The following is a 20,606-nucleotide window of genomic DNA, read 5'->3' as shown; positions in this document are numbered from 1 at the left end:
GAACCAGCTGACACAGGGGGAACAACAGGATGCGAGTGAATCTACGTCGTGCGTTGCCGGCCGCGGTCTTTGCCGGCGCGATGGTGCTGTCCGCGGTGCCCGCGGGTGCGGCGACGCCGTCGGCGACGGGCAAGCCGACCACGAAGCTGACGAACGGCAAGGTCGTCACCGTGAAGTGGAAGGGCTTCAACGCCAAGAAGGACAAGGTCATCGCGATCGTCGAGTGCACGAAGAAGGTCACGACACTCGGGCAGGACGCGTGTGACGTGAACAACCCCGTCCTCGTCAGCCCGGGCACCGCGTCCGGCACGAAGACGATCACCGTGCACACCGGCAAGATCGGCACCAAGGGCGGGAAGTGCGGGACGACCGCGAAGGACGCGGGCAACTGCCTGATCGCGCTCTCCGGCCTCGATGCCGGGCTCATGGCGGTCGACGGCCAGAACGCGACGATTCCGATCACGTTCAAGGTTCCGGCGTAACCGACCACTCAATTCGTTTTCCGATGGAGCCGGGCCTTCGGGCCCGGCTTCTTCGCGCTACAGCTCCAGCGTCGGCGACGCCGGGTCGATGCCGGCGCGGCGTAACGCCTTCTGCTTCGTGCTCATCAGCGCGGCGCGCGGCGCGCGCACGATCGCGTCGGTCACCGACGTCGTGCGCGCGAGCAGATCGTCGGACTCGACCACTGTCCGCCGTCGATGACGGCCGACACCTCGACTTCGGCCACGCTCCCCCTCTATCCGCGATGGAACCGCGCGATCGCCAGCGGCGCGAACGCGACGGTAATGGCCGCGGCCCACAGCAGCGAGAGGACGACGTAGTAGGTCGTCGTGTGGCCGAGGCTCGCGATCGCGGCGTGGCCCTGCGTGAGCGCGCGCACCGCGTCGACCATCACGGTGATCGGTTGGTGCTGCGCGACCGGCTGCATCCAACCCGGCATCGAGTGCACGGGCACGTACGCGCTCGACACGAATGTCAGCGGGAACACGAGCAGCGACATGCCCTGCGCCGCTTGCGCGTTACCGGACAAGAGGCCGATGCACATGAACATCCACTCGAACGCGAAGCCGAACCCGACGATCAGCGCGAACGCGGCGACCGCGTGGAGGAACCCGTCGTGCACGCGGAAGCCGATCGCGAACCCGATCGCGCCGGTCACGATGAGGCCCCACGTGACGAGCGCGGCGTCGGCGAGCGCGCGACCGAACGGTGCCGCGGTGCGCGGGATCGGCAGCGAGCGGAGCCGGTCGAACACGCCGCCCTCGATGTCCTCGGCGACACCGGCGGCCGCGCCGGTGCCCGAGAAGAGGACGCCGGTCGTGATGAAGCCGGGAACAACGAAGTCGACGTAGCTCAGGCCGCCTGTACCGATCGCGCCGCCGAACACATAGCGGAAGATCAGCAGGAAGATCGCACCCTGAATGGTGCTCACGACGATGAGCTGCGGCGTGCGCGCGAACTTCAGCACCGTGCGGCGCGCGACCGCGAGCGTGCTCGCGGTGAAACCGGCGCGGCGCGGCCGGCGGGCCGGCGTCGCGACCGCGGGAGCGAGGTCGATCGTGGTCATGGCGTCTCCGATCAGGACGATGCGCCCGCGGGCGCGCCGGTGAGGTGCAGGAACACCTCGTCGAGGGTGGGACGGCGGAGGCTCACGTCGTCGACGACGAGCTGCTGCTCCTCGAGGACGCGCAGCGCGTCGCGCAGGCGGTCGATGCCGGCGTCGACCGCGACCGAGACGCGGTGCAACTCGGGCTCCACGACCGGGGCTTCGACGCCGAGCGCCGCGAACGCGCTTGCGATCGCGGGCAACCCGTCGACTGCGGGCGCGTGGACCTCGATCACGTCGTGCCCCGCGCGCGCCTTGAGATCGCGCGGTGTGCCCGACGCGATCGCACGGCCGTGGTCGATGATCACGATCTGGTCCGCGAGATGGTCGGCTTCGTCGAGATACTGCGTCGTGAGCAGCACGTCGGTGCCGCGGCCGACGAGCGCGCGGATCGCATCCCACAGCTCGATGCGGCTGCGGGGGTCGAGGCCGGCGGTCGGCTCGTCGAGCAACAGGAGCCGAGGCTCACCGACGAGGCTCGCCGCGAGATCGAGCCGCCGGCGCATACCCCCCGAGTACGTGCGCGCGAGCCGATCGACCGCGTCGGTGAGCCCGAGCAATGCGAGCACGTCTGCGCCGATCGTGCGGGCGTCGCGCGCGGAGTAACCGACGAGACGGGCGATCATCTCGACGTTCTCGCGCCCCGTCATCGCGGGCTCGACCGCGGCCGACTGTCCCGCGAGGCTCATCACGCCGCGTACCGCCGCCGCGTCCCGCACGACGTCGTAGCCCGCGACGCGCAGCGTGCCCGAGTCGGGCTTCAGCAACGTCGCGATCGCGCGCACGAACGTCGTCTTGCCCGCGCCGTTCGGACCGAGCAGCGCGAGCACTTGTCCCGACTGCGCCGACAGGTCGACGCCGGCGAGCGCCTCGACCTTGCCGAACCGCTTGCGAACGCCGACCGCTTCGATGATCGCACTCACTTCGAACCTCCCGTCGATGCGCCACCACTCGGTTGGAAGCCGCGCCAGTCGTCGATGCCCTCGAGATCACCCGACTCGATGTCGCGCGCCAGCGCCTTCACGAACTCGAGCTCGGCTTCGCAGAGCCGCTCGAGGTACTCCGTCTCGATCGTGAACAGCCGCGGCACGACGCCGGTCGACTGCTGCGCGCGCAGCACCGCGAGCCGCGTCGTCAACGCGTCGACGCGCTGGTGCAGCAGGGTCGCGACCTCTTCGGGCGGCAGCGCGGCCATCAGCGAGAGTCCGGCCTCGAACGCGAGGTAGTCCTTCACCGGTGTCGCGAGCAGCTCGGCCAGCCAGTCGGCGAGCTCGCGGGAGCCGGCGTCGGTGATCTCGTACACCGTGCGGGGCGGGCGCTTGCCCTCCTGTACCGGTTCGCGTGCCTCGATCAGGCCCCGCTTCTCGAGCGCCTCGACGACGCTGTAGAGCGAGCCGTAGTTGAGCCGCATGCTCTCGTGCTTGCCCCGCGTGCGCAGGGTGTGCGCGACTTCGTACGGGTGCATCGGGCGCTCGAACAGGCAGACGAGCACCGCGAGGGCGAGCGGATTCGACCGCTGGGGCTTGGGCATGCCGCCGACAATACTCTGAATAGAATAATTGTCGAACAGTTATCCGGTGACGGACGTCACGTCAGGGCACGACCACGTGCTCCTCGGCGAGGAAGAGGGGTGATCGGGCGAGGTCGATGCAGCGGCGCGCGTTGCTCGCGCCAGTAGGTCTGGAACTCCTCCCGCGTCATCTCGGCGCGGCGGCGGAGGCAGAAGACGATCTTGATCACGGTCACGAGTCTGCTCGTATCATCCGCGGCGTGGAACCCACGGCCGCGCGTCCGATCGCTTTCGTGTGCGCGATGCCGATGGAGCTCAAGCCGCTCGCGAAGAAGCTGGCACTGCGCAAGACGGCGATCGGCCCGGTCGAGGTGCGCGCGGGATCCTTCGCCGGACGTGACGTCGTCGCGATCGCGACCGGCATGGGCACCGACCTCGCGGCGCACGCGACGGAACGGTTGCTCGGCGCGGTCGACGCGGAGCGCGTCGTCGTCTTCGGCATCACGGGCGCGGTCGAGAACGAGACGCCGATCGGCACGCTCGTGTTGCCCGAGGTCGTCGTCGACGGCGCGACCGGTTCCGAGTACCGACCCGAGGCCCTCGCCGACGGCACACCCCACGGAAAGATGTGGACGACGAACGAGCTCCACACCGATCTCGAGCTCATCGCGGGACTTCGCGCACAAGGCGTCGTGTCACTCGACATGGAGACGGCCGCGATCGCGCAGGTGTGCGAGCAGCACGGCATCCCGTGGTCGGTGTTCCGCACGATCAGCGACCGCGCGACCGACGGCAGTGTCGACGAAGAGATCTTCCGTCTCAGCAACCAGGACGGCACACCGAACCCGATCGCGGTCCTCCGCTACTTCCTGCTGCACCCGCAACGCATCCCGCGTATGGCGCGTCTCGCGAAGGGCGCGCTGCGCGCGACGGAGGCCGCGGCCGACGCCGCGATCGCCGCGGCCGCGAAGGCGAGCGCGTGATGCGCGCGACGATCGTGACCGACGAAGCCGTCGCGGTCGACGCGACCGCCGACGGCGATCGCCTGCTGCTCGACGCCGACGCGCTGCACGCCGCGATCGGGTGGGAGTGGAAGCCCGAGGGCCTCTGCCGCGACGACGTGTGCGTGCCCGTGCGCGACCGGGAACGTCTGCTCGTCGGTGATCGGCTCGACCTCGCCGCGGTCGCGGACGCGCTCGGCCGGCCCGCGGTCGTCGACGCGTCCGCCGGTCTCGCGGCGATCGCGCTCGACGCGGAGACGCGCTCCGACGCGCTCCGAGCGCGCCGCGTACCCGACTTTCGTCTGCGCGATCTCGACGGCGTCGAGCACGATTTCGCGCAGTGGCACGGCAAGAAGCGCCTGCTCGTCGCGTTCGCCTCCTGGTGAGGCTGCCGCTACGACCTGCCAGGTTGGCAGGACCTGCACGACGAGCTCGCCGCCGACGGGTTCACCATCGTCGCGGTCGCGCTCGACGAGTCGGCTGACGACGTCCGGCCGTTCACCGAGAACATCACGTACCCCGTGCTGCTCGATCCCGAGCACGTCGTGAGCGAGCTGTTCGCGATCAGCAACGTGCCGACGGTGATCTGGATCGACGAGGACGATCACATCGTGCGACCGAACGGGGTCGCCTTCTCGAACGACCTGTTCAAGGACTTCACCGGCGTCGAGGCCGCGCCCCACCTCGACCTCGTGCGCGCGTGGGTGCACACGGGTTCGATCCCGGCCGATGCCGAGCCGCCGGTCGACGACCTCAGCCCCGACGAGGTGCTCGCGCGCCTGCACTTCCGAGTCGCCGTGCACGCGCGCCGCGCGGGCGACACCGACACCGCGCAACGACACTTCGCGCTCGCCGCGGAGCGCGCACCGCACGACTTCACCATTCGCCGCGCGCTGCTGCCGCTGATCGGTGACGATCCGTTCGGCGCCACGTTCTTCGCGCTCTACGAGGAATGGCAGGCGGCCGGCCAGCCCTACCACGGGCTCGCGGCGCCATAACTCTGGTCGCGCTCGCTGCCGGCCGGGATACCCGACCCGCGGACGCTCGCCGCTCCATAACTCTGGTCGCGCTCGCTGCCGGCGGACCTGCGCCGTACTACGCGATCCCGACGATGGGGCGGACGAGGTGCACGCTGCCGGTCGAGCCGTAGAAGTGCGCGTCGCCGAACGAGAAGATCCCACCGTCGGCCGCGACGAACCAGTAGCCGTGACCACTCGCCGACGCGCTCATGCCGACGATCGGCTGGTTCAACTTGATCGCGCCGGTCGAACCGAAGAAGCGCGCGTCGCCGAACGAGAAGATCCCACCGTCGCGCGCCACGAACCAGTACCCGTGACCCGTCGGCGACGGCGCCATCCCCACGATCGGCTGGTTCAACTTGATGGCACCCGTCGAACCGAAGAAGTGCGCGTCGCCGAACGAGAACACACCGCCGTCGGCCGCGACCAACCAGTAGCCGTGGCCGGAACGCGTCGCGGCCATGCCGACGATCGGCGAGTTGAGATGGATCGCGCCGGTCGAGCCGTAGAAGTGCGCATCACCGAACGAGAAGATCCCGCCGTCGCGCGCCACGAACCAGTAGCCGTGTCCCGAGGGTGACGCGGTCATGCCGACGATCGGCTGGTTCAGATGGATCGCACCCGTCGAGCCGTAGAAGTGCGCATCACCGAACGAGAAGATCCCGCCGTCGGACGCGACCAACCAGTAGCCGCCGCTGCTCGGCGTGCGGGCCATGCCGACAATCGGCGAGTTGAGCGAGATGTCGCCGGTGCTGCCGCAGAACTGCTCGGTGCCGAACACGAAGATGCCGCCGTCGGATGCGACCATGCGGTAGCCGCGCACCGGGTTCACTGCGTGGCACACGATCGGTCCGGTCGCGTTCAGCGGCGCGACGAAGAGCCGGCGCGCGCACGAGTTGTCGACGCGGTACTGCGTGCATCCCGTGTTCCAGGCCGCGTAGGTGAGCCAGAGTCGTCCGGACGCGTCGGCGAACGCGGTGCCGCCGCCGGGCCCACCCGCGTTCGGGTACGTGGTGACGAGCGAGGACGTCGACTCGTGACACGGCCCCGCGGGACCGTCGCAGAGCGCGTCGCCCATGCGGTACGCGTTCGACGTGTAGAGCCCGCGCGAGAAGACGAGCACGTAGCGCCCGCCGGCGCGGATCATCTGCGGGTTCTCGACGGTCTCGAACGGGCTCGTCAGGCTCTCCTGCGCGAGCACGATGTGCGCGGTACCGATCGGTTGCTGACCGTTCCCCGACAGCGCGACCGCGTAGATGCGCGCGGGCGTCGATCCATGGTTCACGTCGTCGTAGGTCTTGAAGTAGAGCCATGGGTTGCCCGCCGCGTCGACGAACGGCTGCGGGTCGATGACGCCGCCCTCGCTGTCGCGACAGAGCAGCGGTCCGCTCGACGTATCGCTGAACGGACCCGCCGGTGCGCTCGCGGTCGCGACCGAGAGGCAGTAGTGACCGCCGTGCCCGGACACGGTTTGCGCCGTGTAGAACATCACGTACTTGCCGGCGAACGCGAACACTCCCGGCGCGTGCTGCGAACCGTTGATTTGCCACGGACGCACCGACGTGCCCGCGGGGAGCGAGCCGAACGCCGACGATCCGAACGACCGGTTCTGCAGCGTGTGCCAGCCCGAGCTCGGTTGCGACGACACGAGAACACCGATGTGGTTTCCCCACATCGTGCCGGTCGTGTAGGCGTAGTACGTCGAGCCGACCCGCACGACGGCGGGATCGGGCGCGTCGGACTGACGCGTGTTCGTCGCCCACGACGGCTGGAACGCGGGAACCGTCGGATGCGCGGCGAGCGTCAACGGTCCCGCGGCACTCGCGGGCGCGACGGACGCGAAGGAGATCAGCGCGAGGAGCGCCGACCCGACGAGGCAGCGCCGCGCGGTTCGCACGCTCTCCAATCGACGCGGTGCGGCGGTCGGTTGAGCACTGCGTGACCGCGTCACGGCACCGACACGCAGCGAGCGCGACCCGACATCACCGAAACGGCGGCAGCAGGAGAACCTGCTGCCGCCGTTTGCCCCGGTGGGTACCCCGCCCGCCGAGATCCGTTTGCGATCAGCCGACCTTGAGGGTGAACGTCTTCGTCGTCGTGACGAAGCCGTCGCTCGCCGTCACGGTGATCGTCACCGTGCCGCTCTTGCCCGCCTTGGGCGTGAGCTTGATCGAACGGGCCGAGCCCGAGCCGCTGAAGCTGATCGACTGCACGATCGACGAGTTCGACGAGGAGCCGCTCAGCGTCACCGCGTTCGCGCCCTGGTCGATGTCGCCGACCGTGAAGCTGATCGTCTTCGCGGCGTTGCGAGCCGTCGTGTACGACGCCGACAGTCCGGAGATCGTCGGCGACGCGTCGATCCGCTCCACCTGGCCCGCCGACACGTAGCCCGTTGCGCTGACCGTGATGGTCGGCACACCGGACGCGCTGTCCCGGTAGCGGAAGCTCGCCGTGCTCGCGCCCGACGGGATCGTCACCGTGGTGATGATCGCGTTGGTCGTGGCGCTCACGAACTGACCCGTGGTCGAGCTGGTGTGGAGCTGCACCGTGAGCGAACCCGACGTCTGCGCCGAACCGCTCGACGACTGGCGACGGATCGTGATCGCACCCGACGTCGCGTTCGGCGCCGGCACCTTCTGCGTCGTGGTGAACACGAGCTTGGGCATGAGCTTGATCGTCTCGGTCTGCGACGCCGACGAGTAACCGCTCGCCGACACGGTGATCTTCGGCGACCCGACTGCGCTGTCGCGGTAGCGGAAGCTCACCGAGCTCGAGCCGTTGGCGATCGTGACCGACGTGATCGCCGCGCTGTCGCCGGCGTTGCGGAACGAACCGCTCGATGCCGACTTCGCCAGGCTCACCGTGAGCGAGCCGGTCGTGATCGGCGTGCCGCCCGAAGTACGGCGCTGGATCGTGATCGGGCCCGTCGACACGCTCGGTGCCGTCGTCATCGCCGCCGTCGTGAACACCAGCGCCGGAGGCACTGCGATCGTCACGGTCTGCGTCGCCGGCGTGTAGATGCCGTTGGTCACCGTGATCGTCGGCGTGCCCGCCGCGGTGTCGTGGTACCGGAAGCTGCCGGAGCTCTGACCGTCGGAGATCGTCACCATCGTGATCGTCCCCGTGTTCGCCGAGTTCCGGAACGAGCCGGTGCCCGCGGAGCTCGCCATGCGGATCGCGATCGCACCCGACGTCATCGGCGTGCCGTCGTAGGCCTGCCGCTGCACGGTCATCACACCGGAAGTCGCACCCGGTGCCATCGACTGCGCCGACGTCGTGAACACGAGCTTCGGCGTCATGACCGTCACGCCCTGCGTCGCCGAGGTGTAACCGGCGACCGAGGCCGTGATGGTCGGCGAGCCCGGCTGCGAGTCGCGGTAGCGGACCGTCACCGTGCTCGCACCGTTGGCGATCGTCGCCGTCGTGATCGTGGTCGTGTCGAGGCTGTTGCGGAACGTACCGCTCGCCGCCGACGACGACAGGTGCACCACGAGGGCGCCCGACGTCTGCGCGACACCCGCGCCCGACAGGCGCTGGACCGTGATGGTCTTCGTCGAAAGCGTCGCACCGACCGTCTGCGGAGCCGACGTGAACGTCAGCGACGGCGTGGTCACGACCACGTTGTTCACGGTCACCGTGAAGCTCGCCGTGCCCGTGTTGCCGTGCGCGTCCGTCGAGGAGCAGTTGACGGTCGTCGTGCCGATCGGGAAGGTGTCGCCGCTGTTGTGGCCGCAGGTCACTGCGTCTGTGCCGTCGACCGCGTCGGTCGCCGACGGAGCGGTGTAGTTGACCACCGCACCCGAGGCACTCGTCGCCGCGACGTTCTGGTTCGCCGGCACCGTGATGTGCGGTGCCGTCGTGTCCTGCACGGTGACGGTGAAGCTCGCGTGGCTCGTGTTTCCGGCCGCGTCGGTCGAGCTGCAGTTGACCGTGGTGGTTCCCATCGGGAAGCCGCCGCCGCTCGTCGAGCCGCACAGCACCGGGTCGGTGCCGTCGACGAGGTCGGTCGCGGTCGGGGTCGGGAAGCCGACGCTCGAGCCCAGGCCACCGCTCGCCTCGACCGTCTGGTTCGCCGGCACCGTGATGTGCGGTGCCGTCGTGTCCTGCACGGTCACGTGGAAGCTCGCGTTGGCGTGGTTGCCGGCCGCGTCCGACGTCGTGCAGTTGACGGTCGTCGTCCCGAGCGGGAACGCGTCGCCACTGTTCTTCGAGCAGGCGACGACGTCGCTGCCGTCGACGGTGTCGGTCGCGGTCGGGGCGGTGTAGTTGACGACCGCACCGCTCGCACCCGTCGCCTCCGCGGCCTGGTCGGACGGAACCGTGACGACCGGAGCCGTCGCGTCGCCGACCGTGACCGTGAAGCTCGCGGTACCGGTGTTGCCGGCCGCGTCCGTCGCCGAGCAGTCGACCTCGGTCGTACCGATCGGGAACACATCACCACTGTTGTTCGAGCACGTGACCACGTCGGTGCCGTCGACCGCGTCGCTCGCCGACGGAGCGGTGAAGGTCACCACCGAACCCGATGCGCCCGTCGCCTCGGCCGCCTGGTGCGACGGAACCGTGACGACCGGCGCCGTCGCGTCGCCGACCGTGACGGTGAAGCTCGTCGAAGCGTCGTTACCCGCGTTGTCGACCGTCGCGCAGCTCACCGTGGTGGTGCCGAGCGGGAAGCCGTCGCCGCTGTCGTTCGAGCAGGTGACGGCGTCGGTGCCGTCGACCGCGTCGGTCGCCGACGGCGCGGTGTAGTCGACGACCGCACCGTCGGCGCTCGTCGCCTCGGCAGTGAGGTTGCCCGGCGTCGTGATGTGCGGCGCCGTCGTGTCGTGCACCGTGACCGTGAAGCTCGCCGCGGCGTCGTTGCCGGCGGCGTCGATCGTGATGCAGTTGACCGTGGTCGCGCCGAGCGGGAACCCGTCACCCGGGTTCGAGCCGCACAACACCGTGTCGGTGCCGTCGACCGCGTCGGCCGCACTCGGAGCGGTGTAGTCGACGACCGCACCGTCGGCGCTCGTCGCCTCGGCGGTGAGGTTGCCCGGCGTCGTGATGACAGGCGCGGTCGTGTCCTCGACCGTGACGTTGAAGCTCGCCGTGCCGGTGTTGCCGGCCGCGTCCGTCGCCGAGCAGTCGACCTCGGTCGTGCCGACGGCGAACCCGTCACCACTGTCGTTGCTGCACGTGACGATGTCGGTGCCGTCGACGATGTCGGTCGCGCTCGCGGCCGCGTAGTTCACGGTCGCACCGTTCGCACTCGTCGCCTCGACCGTCACGTCCGACGGAACCGAGACGACCGGAGCCGTCGTGTCGTCGACGGTGACGTTGAAGCTCGCGGTACCGGTGTTGCCGGCCGCGTCCGTCGCCGAGCAGTCGACCTCGGTCGTACCGATGGCGAACCCGTCACCACTGTCGTTGCTGCACGTGACGATGTCGGTGCCGTCGACGTCGTCGGTCGCGCTCGGGGCGGTGTAGTTGACGACCGCACCGCTCGCACCCGTCGCCTCCGCGGTCCGGTCCGTAGGAACCGTGACCACCGGCGGCGTGGTGTCGCCGACACTCACGTTGAAGCTCGCGGTGCCGATGTTGCCGGCCGCGTCCGTCGCCGAGCAGTCGACCGCGGTCGTACCGATCGGGAACACATCACCACTGTCGTTCGAGCACGACACGACGTCGGTCACGTCGACCGCGTCCGTCGAGCTCGGCACGGTGTAGTTGACGACCGCACCGGAAGCACCCGTGGCCTCGGCCGTCGGGTGCGACGGAACCGTGATCGCCGGCGCCGTCGTGTCGACGACCGTGACCGTGAAGCTCGTCGAGCTGTCGTTGCCCGCGTTGTCGACGGTCGAGCAGCTCACCGTCGTCGTACCGAGCGGGAACCCATCGCCACTGTCGTTCGAGCACGAGACGACGTCGGTCACGTCGACCGCGTCGGCCGCGGAAGGCGCGGTGTAGTTGACCGTCGCACCGTCGGCGCTCGTCGCCTCGGCGGTCACGTGGCCCGGCGTCGTGATGACCGGCGCCGTCGTGTCCTGCACCGTGACGTTGAACTGCGCGAGCGTCGGGTTGCCGGCGGCGTCCGAGGTGACACAGTCGACCTCGGTCGTGCCGATCGGGAAGACGTCGCCGCCGTTCGAGCCGCACAGCACCGTGTCGGTGCCGTCGACCGCGTCGGTCGCCGACGGAGCCGTGTAGTCGACGACCGCGCCATCGGCACTCGTCGCCTCGGCCGTGAGGTCGCCCGGCGTCGTGATGACCGGCGCCGTCGTGTCCTCGACGGTGACGTTGAAGCTCGCGGTGCCGGTGTTGCCGGCCGCGTCCGTCGCCGAGCAGTCGACCGCAGTCGTGCCGAGCGGGAACACATCACCACTGTCGTTCGAGCACGCGACCACGTCGGTGCCGTCGACCGCATCGCTCGCGGAAGGCGCGGTGTACGTGACGATCGCACCGTCGGCACTCGTCGCCTCGGCGGTCCGGTCGGTAGGAACCGTGACCACCGGCGGCGTGGTGTCGCCGACACTCACGTTGAAGCTTGCGGTACCGGTGTTGCCGGCCGCGTCCGTGGCCGAGCAGTCGACCGCGGTCGTGCCCAACGGGAACACATCACCACTGTCGTTCGAGCACGACACGACGTCGGTCACGTCGACCGCGTCCGTCGAGCTCGGCACCGTGTAGTTGACCGTCGCACCGGAAGCATCGGCAGCCTCGACCGCGATGTCGTCAGGAACCGTGATCGCCGGCGCCGTCGTGTCGACGACCGTGACCGTGAAGCTCGTCGAGCTGTCGTTGCCCGCGGCGTCGACCGTCGAGCAATCGACCGTCGTCGTACCGAGCGGGAACACATCGCCACTGTCGTTCGAGCACGAGACGACGTCGGTCACGTCGACCGCGTCGGCCGCGCTCGGCGCGGTGTAGTTGACCGTCGCACCGTCGGCGCTCGTCGCCTCGGCGGTCACGTGGCCCGGCGTCGTGATGACCGGCGCCGTCGTGTCCTGGACGGTCACCGTGAAGCTCGCCGCCGAGCCGTTACCGGCCGCGTCGATCGTGAGGCAGTTGACCGTGGTCGTGCCGAGCGGGAACTCGTCGCCGCCCTGCGAACCACAGATGACGGTGTCGGTGCCGTCGACCGCATCGGTCGCCGACGGCGCCGTGAAGTTCACGACCGCGCCGCCGGGAGCCGTGGCCTCGGCCGTCTGGTCCGACGGAACCGTGATGACCGGCGCCGTCGTGTCCTGCACCTTCACGTTGAAGCTCGCGGTGCCGATGTTGCCGGCCGCGTCCGTCGCCGAGCAGTCGACCGCAGTCGTGCCGAGCGCGAACACCGAACCGCTGACGGGCGAGCACGTGACCACGTCCGTACCGTCGACCGTGTCGCTCGCGGTGGGCGTGAAGGTCGCGACCGCGCCGTCGGGGCCCGTGGCCTCGAGCGTGAGGTGCGAAGGCACGGTGAGCACCGGCGGTGTGGTGTCGCCGACGCTCACGTTGAAGCTCGCGGTGCCGATGTTGCCGGCCGCGTCCGTCGCCGTGCAGTCGACCTCGGTCGTGCCCAACGGGAACACCTCGCCACTGTCGTTCGAGCAGTTGACGAGATCCGTGCCGTCGACCGCGTCCGTCGCGCTCGGCGCCGTGTAGTCGACGACCGCACCGTTGGCGTCGCTCGCCTCGACCGCGATGTCGGACGGAACCGTGATCGCCGGCGCCGTCGTGTCCTGCACCAGCACGTTGAAGCTCGCCGCGGCGTCGTTGCCGGCGGCGTCGGTCGTGGTGCAGTCGACCTCGGTGGTGCCGAGCGGGAAGCCGTCACCACTGTTCGGAACACACGTCACCGTGTCGGTGCCGTCGACCGCGTCCGTCGCGGTCGCGGCGTCGTAGTTCACGACTGCGCCGTCGGCGCTCGTGGCCTCGGCGGTGACGTCACCCGACGCCGTGATGTGCGGCGCCGTCGTGTCCTGCACCAGCACGTCGAAGCTCGTCGAGATGTCGTTGCCCGCGTGGTCGACCGTCGAGCAATCGACCGTCGTGGTACCGAGCGGGAACACATCGCCGCTGTCGTTCGAGCACGTGACCACGTCAGTGCCGTCGACCGCGTCCGACGCCGACGGAGCCGCGTACGCAACGGCCGCGCCGTCCGCACTCGTCGCCTCGGCAGTGAGGTCACCCGGCGTCGTGATGTGCGGCGCCGTCGTGTCCTGCACGAGCACGTTGAAGCTCGCGCTCCCGGTGTTGTTCGCCGCGTCCGTCGCCGCGCAGTCGACCTGCGTCGTGCCCAGCGCGAACACCGAATCACTGTCCGGAACGCACGACACGGCGTCGACGCCGCCGTCGACGAGATCGCTCGCCGACGCCGAGAACGTCGCGGTCGCGCCGTCGGAGCCGGTCGCCTCGACCGTGAGGTCGGACGGAACCGAGACGACCGGGGCCGTCGTGTCGTGCACGATCACGTTGAAGCTCGCGCTCCCCGTGTTGTTCGCCGCGTCCGTCGCCGAGCAGTCGACCTGCGTCGTGCCCAGCGCGAACACCGAATCACTGTCCGGCGTGCACGTCACGACGTCGGCGTTGCCGTCGACGAGATCGCTCGCCGACGCCGAGAACGTCGCGGTCGCGCCGTCGGGACCGGTCGCCTCGCGCGTCAGGTCCGACGGAACCGTGACCACCGGAGCGGTCGTGTCCTGCACGGTCACGTCGAAGCTCGCGTTCGCCACGTTGCCGGCCGCGTCGGTCGACACGCAGTGGACGGTCGTCACGGCGATCGGGAAGGCGTCGCCGCTGTTCGATCCGCAGAGCACCGAGACGACGCCGTCGATCGCGTCGGTCGCGCTCGGCGCCGTGAAGCTCACGAGCGCGCCGTCGGGACCGGTGGCCTCGGCCGTCCGGTTGCCCGGCGTCGTGATCGACGGGGCCGTGGTGTCCTTGGTGAAGGTCGTCGATGCCGGGTCGCCCCAGTTGTTCGAGGCGTCCTTGGCGTGGACGTAGATCGTGTGCTGACCGTCGGCGAGGGCCGAGAAGTCCGAAGCGGAGAGCGTCGCGTTCAGCGCCTCCGACGTGCTGTCGAACGCGCCGTCGGTCGCGGCCATCGCCGTGCCCGTGCCGTTCGCACCGACGGTGTCGATGAAGAACTCGGCCGCCACGACGTTGCTCGTGTGCGTGCCGAGGTCGTCGGCCTGAGCGGTCACCGACGGCGCCGATCGCGTCAGCGCGGGCGCCGCGCTCACCGAGCTCGTCACCGGACCGACCGTGTCGTAGAGCGCGCCGACGACGAAGTCACCGGTGCCGGTGAAGCCGTTGCCGGTCACCGAGCTCGCTCCCGCGTTCGACCCACCGGCCGGCGCGTTCCACACACCGCCGCTGTAGTTGCGGGCGACGAAGAGGTTCGGCGTCGCGGCCGAGTCGAGGTCGCCGGCCGCGTAGTTCGTCGTCACGTTGTAGGACGAGAAGCCGAGCGCACCGCCCGGCGTGAGGGTCCAGACGCGGTTGGCGTCGTTCGCCGGGTCGAGGTCGCTCGACGCGATCGCCGCGTGATCCGCGCCGTTCGTGCTCGCGGTGAGCGAGCCCGCGCCGGAGACCGACGCGAACGCCGCGGTCAGCGGGGTGTAGCTGCCGCCGTCGCCGATGGCGAAGTCGACGCTCGGCGAGCCCGTCGCGATCGCACGCGTCAGCTTGCCGTTCACGTAGCTGCCCGAACCGCCGCCGCTGACGGAGCCGTTCGCGATGACCGCGTTCGCACCCGTCGCGACGACACCGGCCGTCAGACCGAGCTGGCCCGAGACCGTGACGTTGCCCGAGGCGAGCGTGAGGCCCGCCGCGTTGTTCACCGTCAGGTTCGCGAACGTCGGCGCGCCGTTGATCGTCTGCGCGGCTGCGCCGTTGAACACGTACGTGCTCGACGCGGGGGCGAACGTCGGACCCGCGAGCGTGAAGTCACCCTGCACGCTCGTGGTGCCCGCGGCCGCGGTCTTCGTGTTCGTGCCACTGAGCTTCAGGTTGCCGTAGGTCTCCGCGGCGACCGTCTGGTTCGTGCCCGCGTACTCGACGGTGCTGCTCGGGTCGAGCGAGTGCGTCGCGTAGTTCGTCGGGAAGCCGTTGGTGCTCCCGATCCTCAGGCCCGCGCCGCTCGCGACCGTCAGCGTGTTGTTGTTCGACGAACGGTTCGCCGTGAAGGTCGACAGGTCGAGCGTGCCGCCCTCGATGTCGAGGTTGCCGGCGACCGACGTCGTGCCCGCGAGCGTCTTCGTGCCGCTGCCGCTGATCTTCAGCGTGCCGTAGGCCGCCGAGTTGCTGACCGTCTGGTTGCCGGCCGCGTCGTAGTCGACGGTCGAGCCGCTGCTGAGCGTGTTCGTGGCGAAGCCGCTCGGGAAGTTGCTCGCGCCCCCGACCTTCAGGGTCGCACCGCTCGACAGCGTGAAGGTACGGGTGCCGCTCGACCCGGTCACGCTGGCGGTGAACGTCGACAGGTCGAGCGTGCCACTCGAGACCGTGAGCAACGACGAGCCGCCGGTGCTCGACGCGAACGAGATGTTCTTCGCGAGGGAGACGACGCCGCCCGCACCCGGGTTGATCGTGAGGCCGCGGAACGGCACCGACGAAACCGAGCCCCCGATCTGTGAACCGTCGCCGGTCATCGTGACCGTCGTCCCGGAGCTCGGCGTCAGCGTTCCGTTGTCGGTGAGGTTGCCGCCGACCGAGATCGCGCCCGCCGAGAACGTGAACGCGCCGCCGGACTCGATCGTGAAGTCGCCGGTGTCGTTCAGCGTCGTCGAGCCCGACGACGTGAGCAGACCACCGTTCTGGATGTCGACACCCGCGACCGTCGTCGTGACCGCGATCGGGTCACGCGTCGTCGACGGGATCGCCACACTGTCGATCGGCTGCGGTGCGACGTTGGCGCAGTTGTTCCAGTTGGCCGCGGTGCCCCACGTCGTGCTCGACGCGCCGCTCCACGCACAGGTGTGCGCGGCGGTATCGATCACGATCGCCTTGTTGGCACCGAGCGAGCCTGCGCCGCCCGGCGTCGGGAGCACGAGCGCGCTCGCGTTGCCGGCGCCGTCCTTGATCGTGCCGGTGAGTGCCGACGTCGACGTGGCGTCGAGGTCCGCGCTGCTCTGACCGGCCGCCACCGTGTAGTTGAACGTGAGCGTGCTCGTGCCCGAGCCGCTCGAGTAGTTGACCGTGGCGCCCGAGTTGAGCGCGAAGGTCGGTGTCGCGCCGCTCACGATCACGTTCTCGCTGAACGTGACGGTGACCGGGACGACGGCCGTCGTGCCCCACGTGCCGTTGGCCGCGGACGACGTCACGTTGGTGATGGTCGGCGGCGTCGAGTCGACGACGATGTTCTTGCTCGCGCCGAGCGATCCGCTCGCGCCGGGGGCGGGCACCGTGACGATCGCGTCGATACCGCCGGCCTGGATCGAGCCGCCGCTCAGCGTCAGCGCGCTCGCCGACGACTCGTCGAGGTCGTTCGAGCTCTGGCCACCGCCGACGACGTACGTGAACGTGAGCGTGCTCGTGCCCGAGCCGCTCGTGTAGCTGGCCGAGCCGCCCGAGTTCAGTGCGAGCACCGGCGTACCCGTGACCGTGACCGGCGCGGTGAAGGTCACCTGCACCGGGATCGACGCGCCGGCACCGTACGTGGCGTTGGCCGCCGAGGAGGTCACGCCGGACACCGCCGCGGCGTAGGTGAACAGGTCGGCGGACGACGCCGGCGACTGACCGCCGTCGTCGGTCGTGACGGTGACGTCGACCACACCCGCGGCGTGCGTCGGCGCGGTCGCCGTGATCGTCGTCGAGTTGGTGACGTTGTACGAGAAGATGCCGGTCGTGCCGAAGCTGACGGTGTTGACGCCGACGAAGCCGGTGCCGCGGATCGTCACGCTCGTCCCACCGACCGTTGAGCCCGCGACCGGGCTGACGCTCGTGACGATCGGCGGCGCGACGTAGGCGAACGTCACACCCGAGACCGACGTGATCACGTTCGTGACCGTGATGTCGACGACGCCCGTGCCCGACGGCGTGGTCGTCGTGATGGTCGTCGGGTTCACGACGGTGAACGGAACGCTCGTCGAGCCGAACTGAACGCTCGTCACCGCGGAGAAGTGCGAACCGGTCAGGGTCACGGCCGTGCCGCCGGCCATCGGGCCGCTGCTCGGGCTCGCGTTGGTGATCGACGGCGTGGTGGCGTACGTGAACTTGTCCGCCGACGAGGTCGACGACGTGCCGCCCGCGCTCACGACGGTCACGTCGACGGCGGTGTCGACGGTGCCGGCAGGCGCGGTCGCGGAGATCGTGCTGTCGTTCGTGACACTGAACGACGCCGACGCCGAGCCGAACTTCACCGCGGTCGCGCTCGTGAAGTTGGCGCCCGAGATCGTGACGACGGTGCCGCCCACCGACGAGCCGGCCGCGGGCGAGATGGCGCTGACCGACGGCGGAGCGACGTAGGTGAAGTGGTCGTTGCCGTTCGGCAGCGACGTCGCGATCGAGTTGGAGACCGTGACGTCGACGAGACCGGCCGCCTGCGCGGGCGCGGTCGCCGTGATCGTCGTCGCGTTCACGACGTTGAAGATCGTCGCGTCCACGCCGCCGAAGGAGACGGTCGCGCCGGTCGTGAAGTTGGTGCCGGTGATCGTCACCGACGTCGAGCCTGCGGTCGTGCCGACCGAAGGCGACACCGAGCTCACTGTCGGGAACGCGTTGGCGTCGTAGACGAACTGGTCGGCGCCGGAGATCGTCGACGTGCCGCCGACGGTCGTGACCGTGACGTCGACCGTGCCCAGACCGGCCGGCGAGTACGCGGTGATCGAGGTCGCGGAGTTCACGACGAACGTCGCCGCGGCGACGCCACCGAACTGCACCGCGCTCGCGTTCGAGAAGTTGGAACCCGTGACGACGACCTGCGTGCCGCCGCCGGTCGGACCGGTCGCCGGCGCGATGGCGGAGACCGCGGGCGCGGCGACGTAGGTGAAGTGGTCACCGGTCACGGCGGTCGAGTTGCCGCCCGGGGTCGCGACGCGGACGTCGATCGTGCCCGCCGAACCGACGGGCGAAGTCGCCGTGATCGAGGTCGCGGAGTTCACGGTGAACGACGCCGCGTTCACACCGTTGAACGTGACCGCGCTCGCGTTCGCGAGGTTGGTGCCGGTGATGGTGACGCTCGTGCCGCCGGTCGCGGGACCCTGGTTCGGGCTCACGCTCGAGACCGCGGGGAGCGCGGTGAAGGTGTAGTGGTCGGCGGCCGAGGTCGCCGACGTGCCGCCGATGGTCGTGACCGTGACGTCGACCGTGTTGCCGGCGGTGCCATTCGGCGCGCTCGCGGTGATCTGGCCGTCGTTGTTCACGGTGAAGCCGACCGCGCTGGTCGAGCCGAACTTCACCGAGCTCGCGTTCGTGAAGTTGGAACCGGTGATCACGACCGAAGCGCCCGAGGTCGTCGGGCCCGCGGTCGGGTTGACCGCGGCCACCGCCGGCGCGGCGACGTAGGTGTAGGTGTCGCCGGCGACGGCCGACGACGTGCCGGCCGAGTTCGTGACCTTGACGTCGACGGCGCCGGCCGCACCCGCAGGCGCGGTCGCGGTGATCGAGGTCGCGGAGTTGACGACGACGCCGGTCCCGGCGTTGGCGCCGAACGCGACGGTCGAGCCGGTGACAAAACCGGTGCCGGTGATCGTGACCGACGTGGCGCCGCCGGTCGGACCCGAGGTCGGCGCGACCGCGGAGACGGTCGGCGTCGCCGCGTTGTAGGTGAACTTGTCGGGCGCGCCCGTGGCGCTCGTACCCGAGGCGGAGGTGACGGTCACGTCGACCGCGCCGGGGGTGATCGTCGCCGGTGCGGTCGCGGTCGCGGTCGTCGCGTTGGTGACGTTGAACGTGGTCGCGTTGACCGAGCCGAACTTCACGGCGGTCGCGCCGGTGAGGTTCGTGCCGGTGATGGTGATCGAGGTGCCGCCGGCCGTCGGACCCGAGGTCGGCGAGATGCCGGTGACGGTCGGCGGGGTGAGCGCGATCTGGCCCACGGCGAAGTCGCCGAAGCCGCTCACGCCGGTCGCCTGCGTCGTGGTCGAGGTCGCGGTGCCCGCGGTCTGGAGCGCCCAGGCGCTCGCCGCGAACTTGGCGACGCGGAAGCTCGACGTCGTCACGCCGGAGTCGAGGTCACCGGAGACGAAGGTGAAGGTCGGGCTGTAGGTACCGCCCGCGACGCCGTTCGACGTCAGAGTCCAGTAGCGGTTGGCGTCCTTGTTCGGGTCGAGACCGGAGCTCGCGATGCTCGGGTGCTCCGAACCCGTGGACGAGACGGTGAGGCCGCCCGCGGTCGTCACGCCCGAGGCAACGACGGTCGCCGGCGCGTAGGTCGTGCCGCTGCCGACCTCGAAGGTCGTCGTCGACGAGCCCGTCGCGAGGTTCTTCTGGAGGTTGCCGTTGACGAAGCCGCCCGTGCGGCTGGTCGAGCCGGCGACGACCTTGTTGCTCCCGGTCGCGAGGGCGCCGCTCGTGAGGGTGAGCGCGCCCGACACCGTCGTGTTCCCGGTCGCGCCGGAGAAGCTCGCGCCCGCGGCGTTGTTGAGGGTCAACGCGGAGAACGTCTGGCCTGCGCCCGAGATCGTCTGCGCACTGGTGCCGCCGAAGGTTGCGGTGCCGGTCGTCTGGTTCAGCGTCGCGTTGTTCGTCAGGTCGCCGTTGATACCGAAGCTGCCGCTGAACGTCTTGGTTCCGCTGCCGGAGAGCGTGAGGTCGTTGAAGGTCGTCGTCGTCGAGCCGCTCACCGTCTGCGCGGCGCCGCTCAGGTTCACCGTGCCGGTACCGCCTTGAAAGCTGTTCGCCGCGGTGTCACTCGAGTTGTTCGTCCATGCGCCCGAGTCCGTGATCGTTCCCGAGCCGACTTTGATCTCTGCGTCGGTCGCGCCACCGCTCACGGTTGTGCTCAACGTGACGCTGGCCGCCGAGAGGTTCGCGGTCCCGGACAACGTGAGCCCGACGAACGTGTTGTCGGAGCCCGAGTCTTGCGACCCGGCGACCGTCAGGCCGCCCGTGATGGTGAGCAATTGACCTGTGGCCACCGTCAGCTGGCCGCCCCTGGAACCGTTCGCCGTCGTCCTGCCCGAGATCGACAGGCTGCCGATCGTCGTGCTCGCGCTCAGAGTCGGCCAGGTGGCGGTGTTCGACGTGACGCCCTGGATGACGACGGCGTCGGCCGACGTCGGCGCGTGCCCACAACTCCAGTTGCTGGTCGTGGTCCAGAGAGTCGTCGAGCCCTGCCACGTGCAGGTCGCCGCGAACGCCGGCTCCGCCCAGCGCAGCAGGCTGAGCGGTCCTGCGAATGCCACCAGCATGGCGAGGAACGCGGTCGAGCGCGCCCGAAGGCGCGCTCTCCGTGGTCGCCGCTGGTGCTCGGTCGTGGGGCGCGCATTGCTCGCCGCAGAACGATCGGTGCTGGTGCCCATGCCCTCTTCGCCTTCCGGAGGGGGGTCGAAAGACCCCTCGTCGTCTCA

10 protein-coding genes and 1 pseudogene are annotated in these 20,606 nt (G+C 69.9%); 5 read left to right on the top strand and 6 right to left on the bottom strand.

The genetic code is table 11. The annotated features are described in order from the left end of the window. Positions 1-35 precede the first annotated feature (35 nt). On the top strand, positions 36-482 hold the full coding sequence (locus VH914_18170; GenBank protein ID HEX4493134.1) for a neocarzinostatin apoprotein domain-containing protein: 447 nt from the start codon (positions 36-38) through the stop codon (positions 480-482). Positions 483-539: 57 nt separating this feature from the next. Here VH914_18170 and VH914_18165 read toward each other — a convergent pair whose 3' ends face one another. From VH914_18165 to VH914_18150, 4 genes are read right to left on the bottom strand one after another with little or no spacing between them, the layout of a single operon-like run. Beyond that, on the bottom strand, positions 540-686 hold the full coding sequence (locus tag VH914_18165; GenBank protein ID HEX4493133.1) for a hypothetical protein: 147 nt from the start codon (positions 684-686) through the stop codon (positions 540-542). 50 nt (positions 687-736) lie between these two features. Further along, the gene (locus tag VH914_18160; protein ID HEX4493132.1) at positions 737-1,567 is read right to left on the bottom strand and encodes an ABC transporter permease; all 831 of its coding nucleotides are present in this window, start codon (positions 1,565-1,567) and stop codon (positions 737-739) included. 11 nt (positions 1,568-1,578) lie between these two features. Next, on the bottom strand, positions 1,579-2,529 hold the full coding sequence (locus tag VH914_18155) for an ATP-binding cassette domain-containing protein (GenBank protein HEX4493131.1): 951 nt from the start codon (positions 2,527-2,529) through the stop codon (positions 1,579-1,581). Further along, positions 2,526-3,137: a PadR family transcriptional regulator gene (locus tag VH914_18150; protein ID HEX4493130.1), complete on the bottom strand. Its 612-nt coding sequence runs from the start codon at positions 3,135-3,137 to the stop codon at positions 2,526-2,528. The genes VH914_18155 and VH914_18150 overlap by 4 nt, the downstream gene beginning before the upstream one ends. Positions 3,138-3,376: 239 nt before the next feature. On the opposite strand from VH914_18150, the gene VH914_18145 reads away from it, so the two are divergent. The 3 genes and pseudogenes from VH914_18145 to VH914_18135 all read left to right on the top strand — a co-directional run bounded on the left by VH914_18145 (position 3,377) and on the right by VH914_18135 (position 5,115). Beyond that, positions 3,377-4,099, top strand: a complete 723-nt coding sequence (locus VH914_18145; GenBank protein HEX4493129.1) for a hypothetical protein — start codon at positions 3,377-3,379, stop codon at positions 4,097-4,099. After that, the gene (locus VH914_18140; GenBank protein HEX4493128.1) at positions 4,099-4,503 is read left to right on the top strand and encodes a hypothetical protein; all 405 of its coding nucleotides are present in this window, start codon (positions 4,099-4,101) and stop codon (positions 4,501-4,503) included. Before VH914_18145 ends, VH914_18140 begins: the two co-directional genes overlap by 1 nt. Positions 4,504-4,515: 12 nt before the next feature. Continuing rightward, a pseudogene (locus VH914_18135) lies at positions 4,516-5,115 on the top strand (TlpA disulfide reductase family protein). Between the two features lie 97 nt (positions 5,116-5,212). On the opposite strand, the gene VH914_18130 reads toward VH914_18135, so the two are convergent. Both VH914_18130 and VH914_18125 read right to left on the bottom strand, forming a co-directional pair. Further along, a complete protein-coding gene (locus tag VH914_18130) occupies positions 5,213-7,033 on the bottom strand; it encodes a family 43 glycosylhydrolase (protein ID HEX4493127.1) in 1,821 nt (606 codons plus the stop codon). 166 nt (positions 7,034-7,199) lie between these two features. Next, the gene (locus tag VH914_18125; protein ID HEX4493126.1) at positions 7,200-20,174 is read right to left on the bottom strand and encodes an HYR domain-containing protein; all 12,975 of its coding nucleotides are present in this window, start codon (positions 20,172-20,174) and stop codon (positions 7,200-7,202) included. On the opposite strand from VH914_18125, the gene VH914_18120 reads away from it, so the two are divergent. Then, positions 20,167-20,606, top strand: a 440-nt coding sequence (locus VH914_18120; protein ID HEX4493125.1) for a hypothetical protein, incomplete at its 3' end; no start/stop codon positions are given. The two genes, VH914_18125 and VH914_18120, sit on opposite strands and share 8 nt — an antisense overlap.

This window comes from Acidimicrobiia bacterium, from assembly GCA_036271555.1.
Classification (GTDB): domain Bacteria; phylum Actinomycetota; class Acidimicrobiia; order IMCC26256; family PALSA-610; genus DATBAK01.
Note: the sequence above shows the minus strand (reverse complement) of the source record. Positions and strands in the feature narration are given on the sequence as shown.